The sequence below is a fragment of the Rhizobium sp. 05N49 genome, from assembly GCF_056396805.1.
Map to the genome: position 1 here is coordinate 46,741 of NZ_JBFTME010000016.1, position 15,988 is coordinate 62,728.

General features: G+C 59.6%; 22 protein-coding genes. 6 read left to right on the plus strand and 16 right to left on the minus strand.

Features of this window, described 5'->3' with window-relative positions:
- Positions 1 to 3: 3 nt before the first annotated feature.
- The 4 genes from AC1DF8_RS26415 to AC1DF8_RS26430 form a co-directional block, all read right to left on the minus strand.
- Positions 4 to 471: a structural cement protein Gp24 gene (locus tag AC1DF8_RS26415; protein WP_478155632.1), complete on the minus strand. Its 468-nt coding sequence runs from the start codon at positions 469 to 471 to the stop codon at positions 4 to 6.
- Between the two features lie 13 nt (positions 472 to 484).
- Positions 485 to 1,618 carry a DUF2213 domain-containing protein gene (locus AC1DF8_RS26420; protein WP_478155633.1) on the minus strand — a complete coding sequence of 378 codons (1,134 nt, stop codon included), beginning with the start codon at positions 1,616 to 1,618 and terminating at the stop codon, positions 485 to 487.
- Between the two features lie 310 nt (positions 1,619 to 1,928).
- Positions 1,929 to 2,195, minus strand: coding sequence for a DUF6894 family protein (locus tag AC1DF8_RS26425; protein ID WP_478155634.1), 267 nt, complete (start codon positions 2,193 to 2,195; stop codon positions 1,929 to 1,931).
- A 511-nt stretch (positions 2,196 to 2,706) separates the two neighbouring features.
- Entirely contained in the window at positions 2,707 to 4,314 is a 1,608-nt protein-coding gene (locus AC1DF8_RS26430; RefSeq protein ID WP_478155635.1) for an SGNH/GDSL hydrolase family protein, read from the minus strand.
- A gap of 92 nt (positions 4,315 to 4,406) precedes the next feature.
- Between AC1DF8_RS26430 and AC1DF8_RS26435 the strand changes: the two genes are divergently transcribed.
- Positions 4,407 to 4,892 carry a hypothetical protein gene (locus AC1DF8_RS26435; RefSeq protein WP_478155636.1) on the plus strand — a complete coding sequence of 162 codons (486 nt, stop codon included), beginning with the start codon at positions 4,407 to 4,409 and terminating at the stop codon, positions 4,890 to 4,892.
- A 1-nt stretch (position 4,893) separates the two neighbouring features.
- Here AC1DF8_RS26435 and AC1DF8_RS26440 read toward each other — a convergent pair whose 3' ends face one another.
- Genes AC1DF8_RS26440 through AC1DF8_RS26450 form a run of 3 tightly spaced genes read right to left on the minus strand, consistent with a single transcriptional unit; the run spans position 4,894 to position 8,771 of the window.
- Positions 4,894 to 6,747 (minus strand): anti-CBASS protein Acb1 family protein, encoded by a 1,854-nt coding sequence (locus tag AC1DF8_RS26440; RefSeq protein ID WP_478155637.1) that lies wholly within the window; start codon positions 6,745 to 6,747, stop codon positions 4,894 to 4,896.
- 9 nt (positions 6,748 to 6,756) lie between these two features.
- Positions 6,757 to 8,193, minus strand: coding sequence for a PBSX family phage terminase large subunit (locus AC1DF8_RS26445; RefSeq protein WP_478155638.1), 1,437 nt, complete (start codon positions 8,191 to 8,193; stop codon positions 6,757 to 6,759).
- Positions 8,160 to 8,771, minus strand: a complete 612-nt coding sequence (locus tag AC1DF8_RS26450; RefSeq protein WP_478155639.1) for a terminase small subunit — start codon at positions 8,769 to 8,771, stop codon at positions 8,160 to 8,162. The genes AC1DF8_RS26445 and AC1DF8_RS26450 overlap by 34 nt, the downstream gene beginning before the upstream one ends.
- Positions 8,772 to 8,792: 21 nt before the next feature.
- Here AC1DF8_RS26450 and AC1DF8_RS26455 point away from each other — a divergent pair, with 21 nt between their 5' ends.
- From AC1DF8_RS26455 to AC1DF8_RS26465, 3 genes are all read left to right on the plus strand, one after another.
- The gene (locus tag AC1DF8_RS26455) at positions 8,793 to 9,083 is read left to right on the plus strand and encodes a hypothetical protein (RefSeq protein ID WP_478155640.1); all 291 of its coding nucleotides are present in this window, start codon (positions 8,793 to 8,795) and stop codon (positions 9,081 to 9,083) included.
- Between the two features lie 267 nt (positions 9,084 to 9,350).
- Positions 9,351 to 9,479 carry a hypothetical protein gene (locus AC1DF8_RS26460; RefSeq protein ID WP_478155641.1) on the plus strand — a complete coding sequence of 43 codons (129 nt, stop codon included), beginning with the start codon at positions 9,351 to 9,353 and terminating at the stop codon, positions 9,477 to 9,479.
- 296 nt (positions 9,480 to 9,775) lie between these two features.
- Positions 9,776 to 10,267 carry a helix-turn-helix domain-containing protein gene (locus AC1DF8_RS26465; protein ID WP_478155642.1) on the plus strand — a complete coding sequence of 164 codons (492 nt, stop codon included), beginning with the start codon at positions 9,776 to 9,778 and terminating at the stop codon, positions 10,265 to 10,267.
- Between the two features lie 89 nt (positions 10,268 to 10,356).
- On the opposite strand, the gene AC1DF8_RS26470 is transcribed toward AC1DF8_RS26465, so the two are convergent.
- Genes AC1DF8_RS26470 through AC1DF8_RS26495 form a run of 6 tightly spaced genes read right to left on the minus strand, consistent with a single transcriptional unit; the run spans position 10,357 to position 13,007 of the window.
- Positions 10,357 to 10,971, minus strand: a complete 615-nt coding sequence (locus tag AC1DF8_RS26470; RefSeq protein WP_478155643.1) for a hypothetical protein — start codon at positions 10,969 to 10,971, stop codon at positions 10,357 to 10,359.
- A 15-nt stretch (positions 10,972 to 10,986) separates the two neighbouring features.
- On the minus strand, positions 10,987 to 11,289 hold the full coding sequence (locus AC1DF8_RS26475; RefSeq protein WP_478155644.1) for a hypothetical protein: 303 nt from the start codon (positions 11,287 to 11,289) through the stop codon (positions 10,987 to 10,989).
- Entirely contained in the window at positions 11,286 to 11,741 is a 456-nt protein-coding gene (locus AC1DF8_RS26480) for a helix-turn-helix domain-containing protein (RefSeq protein WP_478155645.1), read from the minus strand. The genes AC1DF8_RS26475 and AC1DF8_RS26480 overlap by 4 nt, the downstream gene beginning before the upstream one ends.
- Positions 11,738 to 12,484, minus strand: a complete 747-nt coding sequence (locus AC1DF8_RS26485; protein WP_478155646.1) for a YdaU family protein — start codon at positions 12,482 to 12,484, stop codon at positions 11,738 to 11,740. The genes AC1DF8_RS26480 and AC1DF8_RS26485 overlap by 4 nt, the downstream gene beginning before the upstream one ends.
- Positions 12,481 to 12,855 (minus strand): DUF1064 domain-containing protein, encoded by a 375-nt coding sequence (locus AC1DF8_RS26490; RefSeq protein WP_478155647.1) that lies wholly within the window; start codon positions 12,853 to 12,855, stop codon positions 12,481 to 12,483. The genes AC1DF8_RS26485 and AC1DF8_RS26490 overlap by 4 nt, the downstream gene beginning before the upstream one ends.
- Positions 12,852 to 13,007: a helix-turn-helix domain-containing protein gene (locus AC1DF8_RS26495; RefSeq protein ID WP_478155648.1), complete on the minus strand. Its 156-nt coding sequence runs from the start codon at positions 13,005 to 13,007 to the stop codon at positions 12,852 to 12,854. The genes AC1DF8_RS26490 and AC1DF8_RS26495 overlap by 4 nt, the downstream gene beginning before the upstream one ends.
- 128 nt (positions 13,008 to 13,135) lie before the next feature.
- On the opposite strand from AC1DF8_RS26495, the gene AC1DF8_RS26500 reads away from it, so the two are divergent.
- Positions 13,136 to 13,435, plus strand: coding sequence for a DUF982 domain-containing protein (locus AC1DF8_RS26500; protein WP_478155702.1), 300 nt, complete (start codon positions 13,136 to 13,138; stop codon positions 13,433 to 13,435).
- A 183-nt stretch (positions 13,436 to 13,618) separates the two neighbouring features.
- A complete protein-coding gene (locus tag AC1DF8_RS26505) occupies positions 13,619 to 13,864 on the plus strand; it encodes a DUF982 domain-containing protein (protein WP_478155649.1) in 246 nt (81 codons plus the stop codon).
- Between the two features lie 20 nt (positions 13,865 to 13,884).
- Here AC1DF8_RS26505 and AC1DF8_RS26510 read toward each other — a convergent pair whose 3' ends face one another.
- Genes AC1DF8_RS26510 through AC1DF8_RS26520 form a run of 3 tightly spaced genes read right to left on the minus strand, consistent with a single transcriptional unit; the run spans position 13,885 to position 15,943 of the window.
- Positions 13,885 to 15,015, minus strand: coding sequence for a DNA-methyltransferase (locus AC1DF8_RS26510; RefSeq protein WP_478155650.1), 1,131 nt, complete (start codon positions 15,013 to 15,015; stop codon positions 13,885 to 13,887).
- Entirely contained in the window at positions 15,012 to 15,212 is a 201-nt protein-coding gene (locus AC1DF8_RS26515) for a hypothetical protein (RefSeq protein ID WP_478155651.1), read from the minus strand. Before AC1DF8_RS26515 ends, AC1DF8_RS26510 begins: the two co-directional genes overlap by 4 nt.
- Positions 15,209 to 15,943, minus strand: a complete 735-nt coding sequence (locus tag AC1DF8_RS26520; protein ID WP_478155703.1) for a hypothetical protein — start codon at positions 15,941 to 15,943, stop codon at positions 15,209 to 15,211. Before AC1DF8_RS26520 ends, AC1DF8_RS26515 begins: the two co-directional genes overlap by 4 nt.
- Positions 15,944 to 15,988 lie beyond the last annotated feature (45 nt).

The window sequence follows — 15,988 nt, forward strand, 5'->3', positions numbered from 1 at the left end:
TCCTTATGCCGAGACAGACGGAACAGGACGACGGTAACGGATCTTCCCGACCGCGCCCGAGGAACCGGCTTCATCGAACTGAGCGCCGGGGATTGTGAGGACCGTTCCCGATGCGGCTGCACCGGTCCAGTTCTTGTTGGTGATGTCGAAGCGCGCCTGCGCGCCCTTCGTGACGTTGGCGCCGAGCAGGACACCGATCACGCCGCTTTCGCAGATCGGAACGTTGTCATACTGGGCATAGGCATCGCCGGGGCGAGGAAGCGTCGGATCGGCTTCCGTGATGCCGAGAACGTTCTGGCCGGTCGCCGAGAGCGGGGCGCAGGTGTGTGCGCCGGTGCCGGCAATAACCGGAACGCCGAAGCCAACAGGAGTCGCGCCTTCGAGGGTGCGAGTGATCGCATTCCACTCTTCCATGTTGACGCGGCGGCCGACCGCGTATGCGGCAAGGATGTTGCTATAGGTGATAGGCATCGATCAGCCCTCCTTACTTGTTGCGCCAGGCGTTGAGGTCGTTGACGCCGTCCGACCAAGCCTTGTCGGCTCCGGTATGAGCGTCTGCGGTGGGGCGGAGACCGTCGGCGACAACCCGAGCGAAAGGGTCAGCGCCGGCCGCCTTCTTCGCGTCCTCGACAAGAATGTCGAAGCGAGCGTCGATATAGGCGTCTGCCTTGTCGGCCACGGCTGCATCGCCTAGCTTGGCGGCAACGACAGCCTTGCGGATTGCGGCGTCAGACAGGCCAGTGGTCTTGACGTCCTTGGCGATGACTGCAGCGGCTGCGATGAGATCGCCACGCTGCTGAACGCGCTTGTCGAGATCGGCGTCGGAAAGCACCTTGGCCTTCAGGCTGTCGATTTCGGCATCCTTCTTGGCGAGCTCGCTGTGTTTTGCAGCGATTGCGGAGAGGTGCGCGGCGTCTGCCGTGCCCATCTTGGAGTGGGCATCCGCAAGCCGCTGCTGCAGCGTTGCGATAACCGTGGCACCCTGATCGGTTACTTCAACCGGGATGCCATCGACGGTAACCGTCTTCAGGGTCATGATCGTTTCCTTTGTCGGGTTGTGATCAGGGGTGACGGGGCTGATGCCCCAATTCGCACCGTCACCGATGCGAGCCTTTGAACCAGCCCGGGCGCGATCGACGACGGCCAGGTGGTTGATCTTGATGTTGGTCTGCTGGGCATCGAACTGCAGGCCATCCGGCGTGATGCCGTCGCCCCAGACGAGTTCGCAGACATAGCCGGCGGAGAGTTCGCGCTTGCCGCCCTCAACGCCCTTGATTGCTGCTGCGTCCTTGAGGATGAGCGGGAGATAGACCCATTCACCGTCGCGCTTGGCGGCCGTGCTGACCTCGCCGACGGCAAGATCCTTCCAGTTCTCAGCGGTAACCGCGTCCTTCGGGTGATCCATCGTCACCGGCGCATGGGTGAAGCTCTGCAGGCTGGCATCGGCGAAGACTGATTCCGGCGGGCGATAGACACGCACGACGGACATCTCCGGCTTGCCGACCTCATCGCCCGTATAGAGCTGGATGCCGGTCCGAACCGCCTTCGCTTCGGCGACAAGGTAGCCGTCGTCGGTCCGTCGCGTTCCCGCGATGGTGACAGCATCGGTAAAGTTCATGGCTTCGCTCCCTGCTCTGTCTAGAGCCGGCTGGGTGGGCGTTCAGATTTCAGGCAGGGAACCCATATCCGGCCCAATTCACGGCCGAGGGAACCTTTTGCTTCGTCGGAAGTAGGGTATGCGGGACGTTCGTGGACTCCAGACCAGCGTTCGAGCGTCCCTGTTTCCAGTCCCTAACTAGCCCGCTTCGGCGGGCTTTTTTTCCTCCGCCGGGATGTTTCGACGGCGATGGAGGTTTACATTTAGCCTCGTGAGAAATGAAGCGCCAAGCGGCTGCCCGTGCCATTTCCGTTAGGTGTCAGCTCTCGCATCATTCGTTAGCGTCGGCTTTCCCTCTTGCGCTCCCGACATAGTCCACCGACAAGCGAAGACTAACAGCGGCAATGGGAACTTTGTCGGGACCAAGGACTATGACAGATTTTCGCGCCCCTGAAGCGGCGGGGATGCCATCAAGGGCCATGTCAGATAATATTTCACGCGCATAATCTATCGCCGCGGAAAGGTCATTGAAGTCGAAAGGCAGGTCGACGTCTACCTTCTCGTCCAAATCATTCACAGCGAAGTAGAAGGTGGTCATGTTCGTTCGTCCCGCCAGTTGGTGAAATGAACGTGGTCGCGGAGCAGTGGTTCCATAGTCAACCCCCGGAAATGGTTGACTTTCGGACGTCTGGTTTACTAGAAGGCGCGGCTTTGAGTAAGCTACGGAGATGCACATGCGGCTCAGCGTTCAGCTTGTAACCTTCTTCACGCTCCTATGTGTCGCTGCTGGGCTTGTGCTCATTCTTGTCGAGCCGACGCGCGGGGACATCGCCGATGGGTTCACCCTGGACAAGTTGGGAATAGCGCTGCTAGCCGTTGGCCTGCTAGGGGCCGTTGTTACCTTCATCAGAGCAGTGCGAGCCCTTATTTCTCTGATGAAGGACTAACAAAAAATCTTTGCTTTAGTCCGATTGAAGAGCGCGTTCTGTCTCCTAGTTTCTGTCCCGCTGATGACGCGAACTCAGCACGCAGAGGGATGTCTTAGCCCTGACCGGCGCATCCTTCTTCTGAAAACCCGCCGTCGACCCCGGCGGGTTTTCTTTTCCTCGCTATGCCGCCAGCTGCCAAGCCGTTCGCGGGCTCGCGATCTTGCGGATGATCGGCGCCCCGATCTTGGCTACACCAGTCCCTCCCGTTGTGCAGAGATGTCGCAAGATCAGCAGGTTATCGAGCCTGATGTTCGTCATCGTCAGCCCCGTCGGCAGCCAGAGTTTCGAGCCGCAGATGAGGGAACGTCCACGCCCGCCGATGTAGTTGCCCGTCGTCCAGCCACCGCCGGTGACGGTCACCGTGTTGCCGATCTGGACCGGGCCGCGGATGGAGCTGTCGAGGTAGTCCCAGCCGGCCCAGTCGTTGAGMTCGACCGGGATCTGGATCTCCAGCCAATCTCCGGCGACGAGRCCGAGCGTGGCMAGGCTGAGATTGGCAGGAAGGCCATAGGTCACGGTATGAACGGCAGCCGCGTCATTGACAGGCGTGATCGTAATGACCTGCTTCTCGTTTCCTGTCGCCACCACTTCCTTGCTGCCGACATAGGTCGAGGTGCCGGTGCCGCGCACCAGGCGCATGCCGGTGGCGACATCGCCGGTGACGTTGGTCTTGGCGCCTGTGGTGCCGGGCGTGCCCTTCGGCGGGAAGATGTTATAGGCGGCGAGCGGGTCGAGCGAGCGCGTTTCGCCGGCCGAGACCATGCCCTGMAGGRTCGGCAGGAGRATGTCCGATCGTTTTGCCATCAGGTCGGGCTTGGGGTGAAGSCCGTCGACGAACATGGCCGGCGAGATGCCCGARGCCGGGCCGTCGAGCRCAAGCGTGTTGCAGAGCATGACGCCTTCTCGGCCCGACTGCGCTACGATCCACGCGTTGATGCCGTCGAGAATGCCGGGCCAGGCGGGATCGTCGGTACCGGGCTGATCGTCGAGCGTGCTGGTCCAGCTCAGCGTCTGCAGGATCACGTAAATGCCGGCATCGACGATGCGCTGCACCTGGGTGTCGAGGTCCGCAACGATCTGCGCAAGCGTCCGGTTTCGGACGATATCGTTATAGCCGATGTCGACATAGACGATGTCGGGCTTCTGGCCGAGAGCGTAGGCGGTGCGSGCCAGCGTGCCGGGAAACTGTGCTTCGAGGCCRGGAACGGGGAAGAGGCAATCGCCCGATTTTCCGCCCATGGCGCCCGAGAAGGCGGCAAAGGAACTCGGCGCGAAGAAGGGGTGAGCGAGCTCTGCGAACATATCGAGGTTGAAGCGGCCGTCGGCTGCCTTGATCCATGAGAGGACGGTGCGGCCATTCTCGTAGAAGCCGGTATGGCCGTTTGTCGCCGTCTGGCCGGCAGTATAGGTCTGCGCCGCGCCGAGGCCGATGAAGCTGTGACCGAGGCCCATGACCTTGGCGCCGGCTGCGAGCGGCAGAGCCGGCAGCGGTACCACGCCGCCTTGTATTGGGAGGCTGTCTATCCACTGCCCCGCACTGTTCTGCGCTGCCTTCCCCGTGACCACACGAACCGGGATGCCGTTCGGATCTTCAGTTACCGGGATAATATCGACAGGGCGCCCAGCAGCGTCGGTTTCACCCGCACTTGCATTACGCACAGGGATTGCATCAACCGGCTTGCCCGTGCTGTCTGTGGTGGCAATCGTGGTGACGGTCTTGATGAGCATCAGTCATCCTCTCGTCGCGTGACCGCGATCGGTGCAGTGTCGGTGAATTTCATGTTATGGCGCTCTTCCGGGCGCAACCAATGAGGGAATTAATGACCACGTTTGAAATAGTCAGAGACGTCGCAACCTTAGCCGTTGCAGTTTTTGGTGCCGGGCTGTCGATCTTCAACTACTGGGAAGCCAAGCAGAAAGACCGCCGGAGAATTAGGGTTACAATGTCGACGGTGACGCCTGTATACGGCCAGTCGCTCGGGCCAACCTACGCTAAGTTAGAAGCGACCAACGTCGGCCATCGGGACGTGACGGTCAGTAGCCTCTACATCGAACTGTCGAACGGTTCGACACTGGCAAATTTCGACAATGGCTTTCAGGGCTTCCCCGACACAACACTCCCAATCCGACTAACTGATGGAGAGAGCGCCTATCGCACCTATTCCTACTCGGGAATTGGCGAGGCGTTGATATCCAGCGGGAGAAAGACGAAGCAGAAGCTCGTGCCCGTTTGCGTCGATTCTAGCGGCGAAACACACAAAGGCATAGCTTGGGAAGTCGACCCGAATGAGTTCGCTGGTATGTAGCCTACGAAGCGGTTACTTCTTCGACTGTTCCATTCCAATCTTCATTGACCTCGGCAAAAATCTCCGGCCCTAGCACGATCTCACCCTGGTAGGGCTCAACATTGGTGAGGTCCGGCGAATCCGGGTCGTAAGAGATCGTGATGTGCGGCTGATACAAGGGATGATCCCAGGTAGCGCCGCGCTCGGCCATCTCATCGTGACGCCACCGCAGCATGTTTGAGGCGAACAACAGCACGCGCGCCTCATTAAACTTCTCCATCAGCCGTGCACCGCCGTGGGGAATAGTCAGTTCTTCGTCCCAGGCGCTGCCCATATCCATCCAGTCAACCGGCGTGCGGCTATAGGTGATGGTGACGTGAAGATCGTCGGCCGGCAGCGCATTCTTGAACCCCTGCTCTCTTGCCCACGCGATAATCTCAGCCGCGTTGACCACCTTGCGAGAGACATAGAGCGTGCGCGGCGTTGCGTCGTTCGCTGCCTGCTTTTGCGCGGGCTGCGGCGCGTTCTGGTTTGCGGCCACGGCTGCGGCAAGCTCCTCTTCCGAGGGCTCCTGCTCGCTGAGCTTACCGTATTCCTCGATCGCAGCGTCCAGACCAGGCAGGACACCATCCTCGACGAGACGATTGACCAAGGCATCTGATACTGCATCACGCGGCACGATCTCCTGCCCCGTCCCTGTACCAACGAGCGCTCGGGCAGCGTCGGCAGTTGTTTTGAAGATGTCTGCACGTTCCTTCTCGCTCATCTGCTCCAGAGGAGCCCAGCGGTAATAGACATCTTTGTCGACCACTCCGGCCGAGCGCTCGATGCACTCATCCAGGCGACGCATTGCCGGCGAAAGTTCCAGCTCCTGCATCGATTGGATGCGGTCGTGGTAGTTCTTCATGTCCGACGTGCCCGTCGCATTCATGCCGGCCGGAGACTGGCCGAGAAGACGCGTCACAGGTATATCGGCAGCACCCGAAACGATCTGCAGGAACGCCATGAGGATGTCGGTGAGACCGGCAAGGTTCGCACTCTTGCTCTCGTATTCCTCGTCCTTGTCGAGGAGCAGCGTGCCATTGATGCCCTTGGCTGTGTTCGCGAGAGTGTAGCGCTCCAGCAGCTTCTGTCGGTACGCCTCGTTACCCAGGCTCGCCATGAAATCCGGTATGCGGATGATGTCGATCTTCGCTTCGAAGATGAGCGAGGCGATATTGCCTGCCGTCGCATCGGCATTCTTCACCGCGTTCAGTGTCGATTGGAGAACACTGTCCCCCCAGCCCTGCCATGGGTTGATGCTGAGCTCGTCATCGGCCGGCATTGCGCCGGTGAAGAGCACCAGCCGTGACGGGTGGATCGTAATCTCCACGCCGTTGACGCCGGAAAGCCGGTATTCCCTCGGCTTCCCGTACCATTCCGATTCCGGGTTGCGATCGATCTCGCCACTCGTTAACTGGCGTCGCGTCATGACATTCAGGTAGCGGATGCCACCCTTTTTCGTGGCTTCAACGTCAAGCGGCTCCGCTGGATTGGCATCGCCGGTGCCGATGTACACCGCGGCGCCGCCAAACAGCCTGCCCTTCTTTGCGGCTTCAAGGATCTTGCCCTTGACGTTCAGACGGTTCTCTTCGTCCTCGATGGCTTCGATCTGCGGCTTCTTCGCCTGCCAGTCTCGCCACTTACGGCACGCATCGAGCGCTGGGATATCGACGATCTTCCGCGGCAGCCAAGACGAGCTATAGGACGCGATCAGCTGCTCGTCCGACAGGATCGTATGCGTATAGAAGGTGGTCGCCGCCTTATCTCGGTCGGTCCCCATTCTCGAAACAAGGCTGGTCAAGCTGTCGCGCACGAAGGCGATGACGTTGGACATACTTGTTCCTCAGATGTTGTCGAGCGTGAAGGTTGAGCCGGTGATATGGACGTTGTCGGCGGCGATCACTGCATCAGCGAGATTGTGCGACTTGACGCCCAAATCCTTCTTGAGCTTGGCCTTCGGAACTACTCGCTTCTTGCCTTCGGTCTCTACCCACCACGGAACACAAAGCTCAGTGAACAGCGCATCGAGCTTCTTGGCGTCGATATGCGATGAGAACGACAAAACATCCTCGGGCTTGATCGGCTGGCCTCGCGTCACCGCGTTGAACGTGAGCATGGCGCGGCGGGCCGTGTTGGCCCACGCCTGCGCCTTAAGGTTCAGATACTCATCCTTGTTCAAAGGACTGTTTTTGTTGAAAGGGTCGCTCGGCTTGTCGCCGTCCATCACAGCGCCGCCGGCGTGAAATGCGTAATGCTTTACCTTCGCCCCGTTGACCTGGTTCTGCTCGTCGATGTAGCCGCCCACGAATGCACCGACGCCAATGGTGTCGTAGGAGACCGTGGCATCAGCGTGCTTTGTCCTGGCCCAAACGCGCTTGGCATTCTGGACGAGCTCGTCCTTGCCAGATGACCAGTCCTCGGCATCTATGAAGATGCCGCCGATCTTGTCGGCCGTCGCACTCTTGTCCTCGCCGTCGTCCGCCGGGTCGAAACCGATGATATTCCGGCCTGTCAGCGATAGCTTGAGAACCTTATGGGCATCGACGCAGGCCTCAAGCCATTTGCGCTTGAAGATCGACAGTTCGCCGTCGCCGAGAGGCACCCCGCCGTAGATGTGCTCGAACAGCTCCGGGTTTCGTTCCTGCATTGCTGCGATGTCGCGCAATGCCTTTGCGGAGAGGAACGGGTTTTCCGTATAGTTGATCTTCCGCACGATGCAGTGCGGAGGAACATTGACGACGAAGTGTTTCCAGACGTAGTCGGTGACGAGCTTCGGGTTGAACAGCAGGATCGCCAGGCTGTCTTCCTTGCGGATCGTCGGGCCGATGACGGTCCATTGATCCTCTGTCAGCTTCTCCGCCTCTTCCACCCAGAGGATATCGACGTCGGACGTGCCCTTGATGTCCTCAAGGTTTCGCTCGATGCCGTAGAAGATAAACTCCGCGCCGGTCCGGCGGTGGATGATTGTCGTCTTCTGGACGTCGTATGCGGCTTCAAGCCCGAGATGAGCGATCGCCCACTTCAGTTCGGTATAGACCGAATCCTGAATACGGTTCTGGAAGCGACGGATGCAGAGAACGCGCATCCTGACGCCGACATGATCGACCAGGCGCACGAGCTGGCAGGCCGTGTCTCTCGTCTTTGAGCTTGAACGTCCACCGTGGAGAACTGCAATGTCGGCCTGCCCGAGGAAAACCTGCTCCCAAAAATCGTGAAGGGCCGGGTTGGTGAGATGGGTGGTCGCGTCTAGCTCTTTTCGCTGCGCAGCACTTCCCGCCATGTTCTCGTCTCGGTCTGTATCGGCGCGCCGTCTTTACCAGTGTGCTCGTGACGCTCGACGAACATGCCCAGATGCTTGCCGATGTCGACGAGCGCGCCCTTCTTGTCATGGAGCTTGAGCTTGATGCCGCCTGTCGAGTTCTGGCTGATCTCTGCAATCGCGCCTGCCGTGTCGTCGTCGATCTCGTCGCTGGAAATGAGCTGGACGTTATTGGTGACGACGGTCTTCACCACGAGGACATCGCCGCCTTCGGGGTTGTCCTCTTCAGTGACCAGCGTGCCTTGCCACTTGATGGCCTTGCGAATGTCGGAGAAACCGATCTTCGCCAGTTCAGCCAGGACTCGCTCTTTCGTGATGGCGAGCTTGTCGATCGCCTTTTCGGTGGCCTTCCGCTCCACCGTCTGCTCCCACTCAAGAAGCTCGGCAACGCGTTGTACGATGTTGTCTTTATGCTGTAGGCGAGATGCATTTCCCCGGTCAGGTTTGAAGCCGGCCTCCGCATATGCGTCATCTGCTGTCTTGCCTTTGAAGAGAGCCTGAGCAAATTTCTCATGCCGTGGATTCTTTAGGACTGGCATGCATCACCAATTGGAGGAAAAGTGAAGAAGATAGTTGAGGGCTTCAAAGAGCAGATATGGCGCATCGTCGAAATGGATGGTGCCGAGATGATTTCTGAAGAGTTCATCCCGTTATCGAACGCGACTGAAGCCCAGATCATTGCGAAGATCGAGAGAATGGCCAAGAGGCACTTGTCGGAGCGGGAAATCGCTGAGTCACCGTCTCTCTTCAAGGCCGATCGCGATGAAGGCAAAGGCGATCGCCTCATCTACATGGCGGGAGAGAACCCGTACATCATCGCCACCCTGTGGCGCGCTGACGAACTCTCCTAAAGCGCCCGCCATATCCCCTCACCCGGAGGCTGATAGGACCGGCACGCCGTTAGGAAAGCGGCGGCCATGCAGGCGACGGCTATGCCGAACAGGACAGCAATCACGGTTCGTCTCATATCGCTCTCCAAAGAAAAACCCGCCTCGGCGACCGGGGCGGGCTCTGTACGGATGGCACTCCGAGGGCACGTACCGCGAGGGGCAAGATACAGCTTGCATTCTCTCACGCGCTGCTCGGTAATGCGCCGTTATCTCAACCAGGAGGAATCGATGGCTAAGGGTCAAGCTAAAAGCAACAAAGAGGTCCGCAAGCCGAAGAAGGACAAGGCCGCCCCAGCTGCAGCACCGGCTACTCTGGGAGCCAAGCCCGTGGAGTCCAGCAAGCAGAAGAAGCCCTGAACCGGAAGCCCGATCTCCGGAATCTACAAGCCGCCCGGATCACTCCAGGCGGCTTTAATATTTTACACGGTTTTCGTGCTTTTTGGGTTGCGCAAAGCACGGTTTTCGTGCATAACGGTCTTACCGAAGCAATCCCGCTTCGGGAGGACTGGAGGCCACCATGAGCGTCAAGCTCACCCTTCAAGTCCGGTTCGGCAAGTGGAGAGTAACGATCTCCATCGGCCGGTAACTGGGGGCCGGAGGGGCTGCAACCTCTCCGGTTCCCAGAAATGTAGCAACAGTCCGGAGCATCTTCAATGACCTTGAACAAGATCAAGAGCCTGCGCAGTTCGGTTGCGCTGACACAGGCGGCCTTCGCGGAGCTGATGGGCGTTCCATTCCGTACGCTCCAGGATCTGGAGTCCGGCCAATCGAACGTCCGCAACATTCATGTGAACGCCGCGAAATGGGCGGTTCTTGAGGCAGCCCAGAATAATCTCAAGGGCATGTACATTCCAGAAGAGGTGATCGATGTCGCGTCACGCGCGCTTCAAACTGTTGCACTTCACGATTCGTGCCCGGTTTGCGGCCGGCCCGGCGTAAGAACGGCGGCGAGGACCGGCGGAGATTATAGCGAATACGCCTGCGAAAACTGCGGAACTTACCGTATCAGCGGAACAGCCGAAGCGATGTGGCGCAATGCGACACGGATCGTCCGCTTCAGAGCATTGGCATATGCGAAATCGAAGATCTCCCCTGCTAGCGACGATGTCCCGATGATCTCTTCGTATCACCTGAAGGGAGACTGACCCAGAATCAAAAAGCCGCCCGAGAGGCGGCTGATTCGGCGACCGCTTTGCGCAAATCACCACACTAATCACTAAATACCCTGCAAGGTTTACCTTGGCAACACTACCGATGGTGAATTCTGTGGTGTTTTTCGCTTCTGGAAGCCCCAATGCACAGCCAAATCCTCTAGGGCATCCTTCAGGTAGTCGGCGAGTGTGTGCCGAGCGCGCTTCGACGCCCCGAGCTCGGCGATCGTGCACCCCTCGCCTGCAACGCGGCTGACGACATCGTAATGCCGGCGGCCGAGCAGCTCCCGGCACTCCTGAAGCTTGAACCCAGCGTCAATCTGGCGATCGGTGATGGGCTCCCTCGCTCCACCGCCGTCGACAGGCTCACGGGAATAATCAAACGACCCCGCACCAGATCCACCGAGCGATTCCCACAAGCGGCGGAACTTGATAGCGGCTTCGACCTGGTGGGCTTCGAGATGACCCTTGGCCGCCATCATGGCGATCGGGCTCTCGCGCAGGTTCATTGCTGCCGTGATGGTCTTGGGATTGCCAGAGGCCCCGGCGTGGACCTTGCTGTAATGCGGGTTATCAATCTCGACGACCTTCACCTTCGCATGCTGGCTGCCGAGGCCGCTAAATTCGTCGACGTTCGCGACGGTCAGGCCTTTGAATGTCCGCGCCGGCCGTTTGCGCGCTTTTTTCGGTTCCGCCATTTCCGTTTCCCTCGCCTATACCCGTTCGATTTCGACTGTTCGGCCGCCACCGATGAAGAGCTTCTCTGCCCTCGCCCGCGCCGCCACCGATGGTTTCACGATGACGTCGAATGTCTCGCCGCGGATCTCGCGGCCGTTCATGAAGGCGACCATGTGCTTGAGGCACTCCTCGGCAGCTTCGCCTTTGCTGCTGAACACCTTCGGCTTGTCGCCAGTGTCCATGACCGGTGACGGCTCGCTATCGCGGCAAAGCCTGATCATGGCCCAGTAGCCGAAACCGCCCGGAACCCGCCGAGGATATGCGCTGTATCGATTCATGCCTCACCTCGCTTGATCGCTTCGACCTTCCGGACGGCAAAGAGAACCGTCGTGTGATCGCGTCCACCGAACAGCCGGCCGATCGCCGGGAAGCTCAAACCGAATTTGTCCCGCAGCTCCCACATGAGCTCCTGACGCACCTTCACGATCGGGTGGCACTGGCTGCGGCCGATAATGCCGCGGTACTGCACATCGAGTTCCAGGCACCGATCCTTCAGATACGTTTTGGGCTGGTTTCCAGCTCGATCCCACCACTCGACCATGTGAGCGTCGAAGTGGATATCCTTCACCTTCCAGAGCGGGGCTTGCCTGAATACGAACCTTGCCGCCGCCTCGATGACGACCGGCTCAGGCTTCACCTGCACTACCGGATTGAAGCAGCGCTGATGCACCGCCGCATAGTGGGCGCGCATCTCGGCTGCGCTGGTGAATTCTCTGGCTGCTACGATCATCGTTTGAAGCTCCTCTCGGATCTGGCTCGCTCCTGAGCGAGGTATTCTTCTCGGGTCTGTGGTTTCTGCAGGTGGGATAGGCCACTGGGCTTTGGAGGCTGCTTGTCGGGAGGCTTGGCCGGCTGGTCCTTCCAGCGGTCATCGGATAGCCAGCGGACCGGCGAGCACCACTGTCGATCGTCGGTCTTGAGGGCGTAGGCCCTGACACCGGTCATGATCTCGTCGAGGCTCGCGCGCTTGATGGCTTGGGAGAAAGCCTTCTCCGCCGACGGCCTGCCGGTCTTGTTCGGGTAGGCTTCCCAAAATTCTTCGAACAGGATTTCAGCCTCGGGCGCGCTCGCGTCTTCCGAAGGATCTGTGTCTGTCTCTGTATCTGGGCGTTTTTCTGCGTTCGCTTGCGTTCGCCTGCGTTCGCGCCATGCCTTGGCGCGTTCGGCAGAACCGTCTTCGCGATTTGGCTGCCTCTTTTCCCAGCTGGTGAACCGGCCGTCGGTGATCATGCCCTTGTCGACCATGGCGGCAATGATCGCCTCTACGTTCTCCGGCTCGCAGCCGTAGAAATAGGCTAAGCCCTCGGCGTCATAGCCGTGGATCGAGCCTCGATCCGCAGCCTGTGACGCTCGGTCCATCAGCGCCCACGCGACTGCCACAGCGATACCAGGCGCAACGCCAGCACGCCTGGCAATGCCAAGCCACTTCGGATCTGTCGGAGCGCCATGCCAGGAGCGGAACCAATCGGTCATTTCCACACCTCGACATCGATGTTGTAGGCAGCCTTGATGATCTTCTGCGTCCGCTTGAATTCGCGGGTAACAACGCCCTTCACGTCGACGACGCGAAGCTTTCCGTCCTGGTCGTGGTCTATGAATGCGAAGTTGATCTTCGCGGTACCGATGATCTCGCCGTTGACGATCAGTTCGAATTTACGCTGGCGGTCGAACCCGCTGATGCGGCCGGCCTGCTCAAGCAGCTTCAGGTCTCGATAAACTTCCGCCTCGCACTGGCTATCGAAGGTAATGCCATCTAATACTGTCTTCTTGGCGCCGAACTTATTGCCGCGCTTCGGCTTGGCGATATCATCCCGATACTGCTGGGCGGTCATGCGCTCTGTCATGCCGGCCTCCGGCTATATTGGGCGCGCTTCTGGTACCGGCGATCCATGAGGTCGTTGATGAGGCGGTCCGCTTCGGGTGGGGTGATGCCGAGGGCTTCGGCGATACGTTCGACGTCGGGGCCGTACTTGGTGAAGGCTTCGAGGAAGGTCATCGGCCAGCCTCCCGCAAAAATTTCACGCGGCACGTATTGAAACCGAAAAACCGCAAAAATACATTTTTCGCCGGCGTCGAGATTCGGCGCCATCCTTGTTGATCACCAACGTTTTCAGTGAGGTAGCTATGAATGCAAACTTCATTCGCCCCGTCTATCTGAAGGAGCGGGACGGACTGGTTCGGGAGATAGTCTCCCTGGCAGACGCGATTGACTTCCTTGAAGATTGGCCCGAGCGCGACCGGGACCTCGCCCATGAGGCAGCCCTTAAGACCTGCTATATGGCCCACGACGGACATAAGCCGCTTGAGGTAGCTCGCGACGCCATCCGAGCGTTCGGAAATAAAAAGGGAATCTTGATGAAGCAGCCCGCGATCCAGCCGTGGATGATCAAGACCCCGACCGGCGGCGGGCGTGTCTCTGCCTGATAGTCTCGCGTAAGTGGAGAGGCTGCAATTGCGGCCTCTCTCTGTGCGGAAAAGCGCACATGAGTTTATGGTGCCTGCACGTGGGCCTTTAGTCGCAGGTACACCCCCGACCTTAGTCCGATCACTGGAACGAGCACGTCGGCTGCGAATTTCTCCTGCGGTGAGCACGTTGGAGGTGACAACATGAGCGATGATCTTTGGGACAAGCCAATAGAGTTGATGATAGACAACTCCGATCATTTCCGAAGCGTCGGTAGCACGCGCGATGCCATGGCTTGCCTGATGACCTCTTGGCCAACAAAAGGTGGCAAGTCCTTTTCCGCTGCTCGGCGCGCCTGTCTCGGCGCCATGGACGGAAAGGTCGACAGCGCCAAGGCCAAGCTCGCCTTCATTCGCGCGGCCGAGGAGGCCGGAATCCTGAGACCTTGATTGAGGTTGAACATCGACGATCATGCTGCCTCCTTATTTGCTCGAGGAGGAGCAACACGGCGCTCGGCTATCTCGGCGTATTCAGGGTTGAGCTCGATCAGCACAGAGCGGTAGCCGTGCTGTTCCGCGACCAGGCCGACGGTTCCGGAGCCGCCGAACGGGTCTAGGACAACGCCAGGGACGCGCTCGAAGCCAGCGCAGATGGGGCCGCAGCCTTCGGCCGCGCCGCAGCACCCGCAGACCGTCTTAGGCGTGCCGGCCAGAATGCATCGGCGAGCGAGCTCACGCGGGAATGTGGCGAAGTGCGCGCCGCGATACCCTTCGATATTGAAAGTCCATACATTCCGCCCGTTGCGAAGCTCCGGAACATAGGTCTCGACCCACGTGCCCTCGCGGTTCTGGCCGGCCGTGCTACCCTTGGCTGGCTTGTATTGGCCATCCTTGCGCCGCGCGTGAGCGTTGCCGGTCGTTGGCTCCTTCAGCGTTTCCGGGTCGAAGAAATAGCGCTCGCTCTTGGTCAGAAGCCAGATTTTCTCGTGAACCGCCGCCGGACGATCGTCGATCGACTCGGGCTTCGGGTTTGTCTTGCTCCAGATGATTTCGGAACGAACCCACCAACCGTCATCCTGCAGGGCGATCGCCAACCTGTTCGGGATCATGCAAAGATCCTTAGGCTTCAGATAACCCGTCGCAGGGTTGTTCCCGCCTCCCCATCGTCCACCCTGTCCCGCGCGATTGCTTGTGCGCTTGCCGCGGTTGATGGATGCGCCAGACGATGGATGGATCGGCCCGACGGTCGAAAAAGGCTTGTCGCGGAAGGTTCGGTCGTCGCTGCCGTCTGCCTTGTAGGCTTCTGCCGACTTGCCGTTCGGCTTCGTGGCATAGCAGTCGCCGTAGTTAAGCCAGAGCGTTCCGGTCGGCTTCAGGATGCGCCACACTTCACGGAACACCTCGACGAGCTTTTCCAGGTGCTCGCCGAGCGTCGGCTCTAAGCCTATCTGACCGGACACGTCGTAATCGCGCAGCCCCCAATAGGGTGGCGACGTCACAACGCAATCGACCGAGTTCGCCGGCATTGCGCGCATCGCTTCGATGCAATCACCAACGTAGATCGTGCAGCGGCCGTCGAGAATGGAGCGGGTTTCGATCATGCCGCCTGCTCCCTCTTCGCCAATGCCTTCACATACGCCGCCTTGATCTCCTCAAAGCGGGCGATGTCGTATTCCTTGGTTTCTATCTCGTGGTCTGGACGGGGCTTCTTTGAGCCTTTGCCGTGGTCATCCAGCCAGGTGATGGCGGAGGCGATGCGGCGATCGAGCCAGGCGATCATCTCGGAGGGTTCGGTCATGCTGCCTCCAATTGGAACTGATCGAAGGCATAGCCGCCCCACTGATCGGCCATCGCCGACGCCATGCCGGGAAAGAACCGGCTGCGCTCCTTGCCTCGATCAGCGGCGGGCGACATGCGCCAGACCCGGTTCCATGCCTTCCATTCCTCCGTATGCTTCTCCGGCTCGCGGAGGCGATCGGTTTCCTGAAGCGAAGGAAGATTTCGGAGATACCAGCCCGTCCCCTTGTATTCTGGGTGTCCGAACCAAAACGGCTGGACGATCTGCGGACGCGGAAGGTCCTCAGGCATTCTGGCTTTGGCGAGATCGTGCATTTCCGGATTTTCGATAGCAACGCGATCGATCGGCGCCCGCCAGCAAGAGACGAAGAGGTCAACGCCGTCTTCGAACTCAGCCTTCATACTTTCCCACGTGCGCCCGTTCGGCAGCTTCTTGGGGGGTGTCATGTTACCGGGACCGGATAGCCAGCGGCGGCCGGAACGGCATAGACGCGTGCATGGAGGATGAGCGACGATGAGGAGATCCCAGCCGTCGGCGAGGAAGTCTCGCACGTCACCGCGGATATGTCGGTTGCTGCCGTTCTCTGCCGGCAAAAGGTCGCATGACCATGCATCGTGGCCGCGATCGAGAAACGCGTTCCGGACGGTCCCAGTGAACTCGCACCCCACGAGCACGCGGAGCGACCGGGTGGCACTTGTTCTCGGAAACACCAGTGGAAGAGAGCGCTGCATCACTTTCCCTCTTCCTTCAGTTCCGGGCATACCCACTCGGCCAGG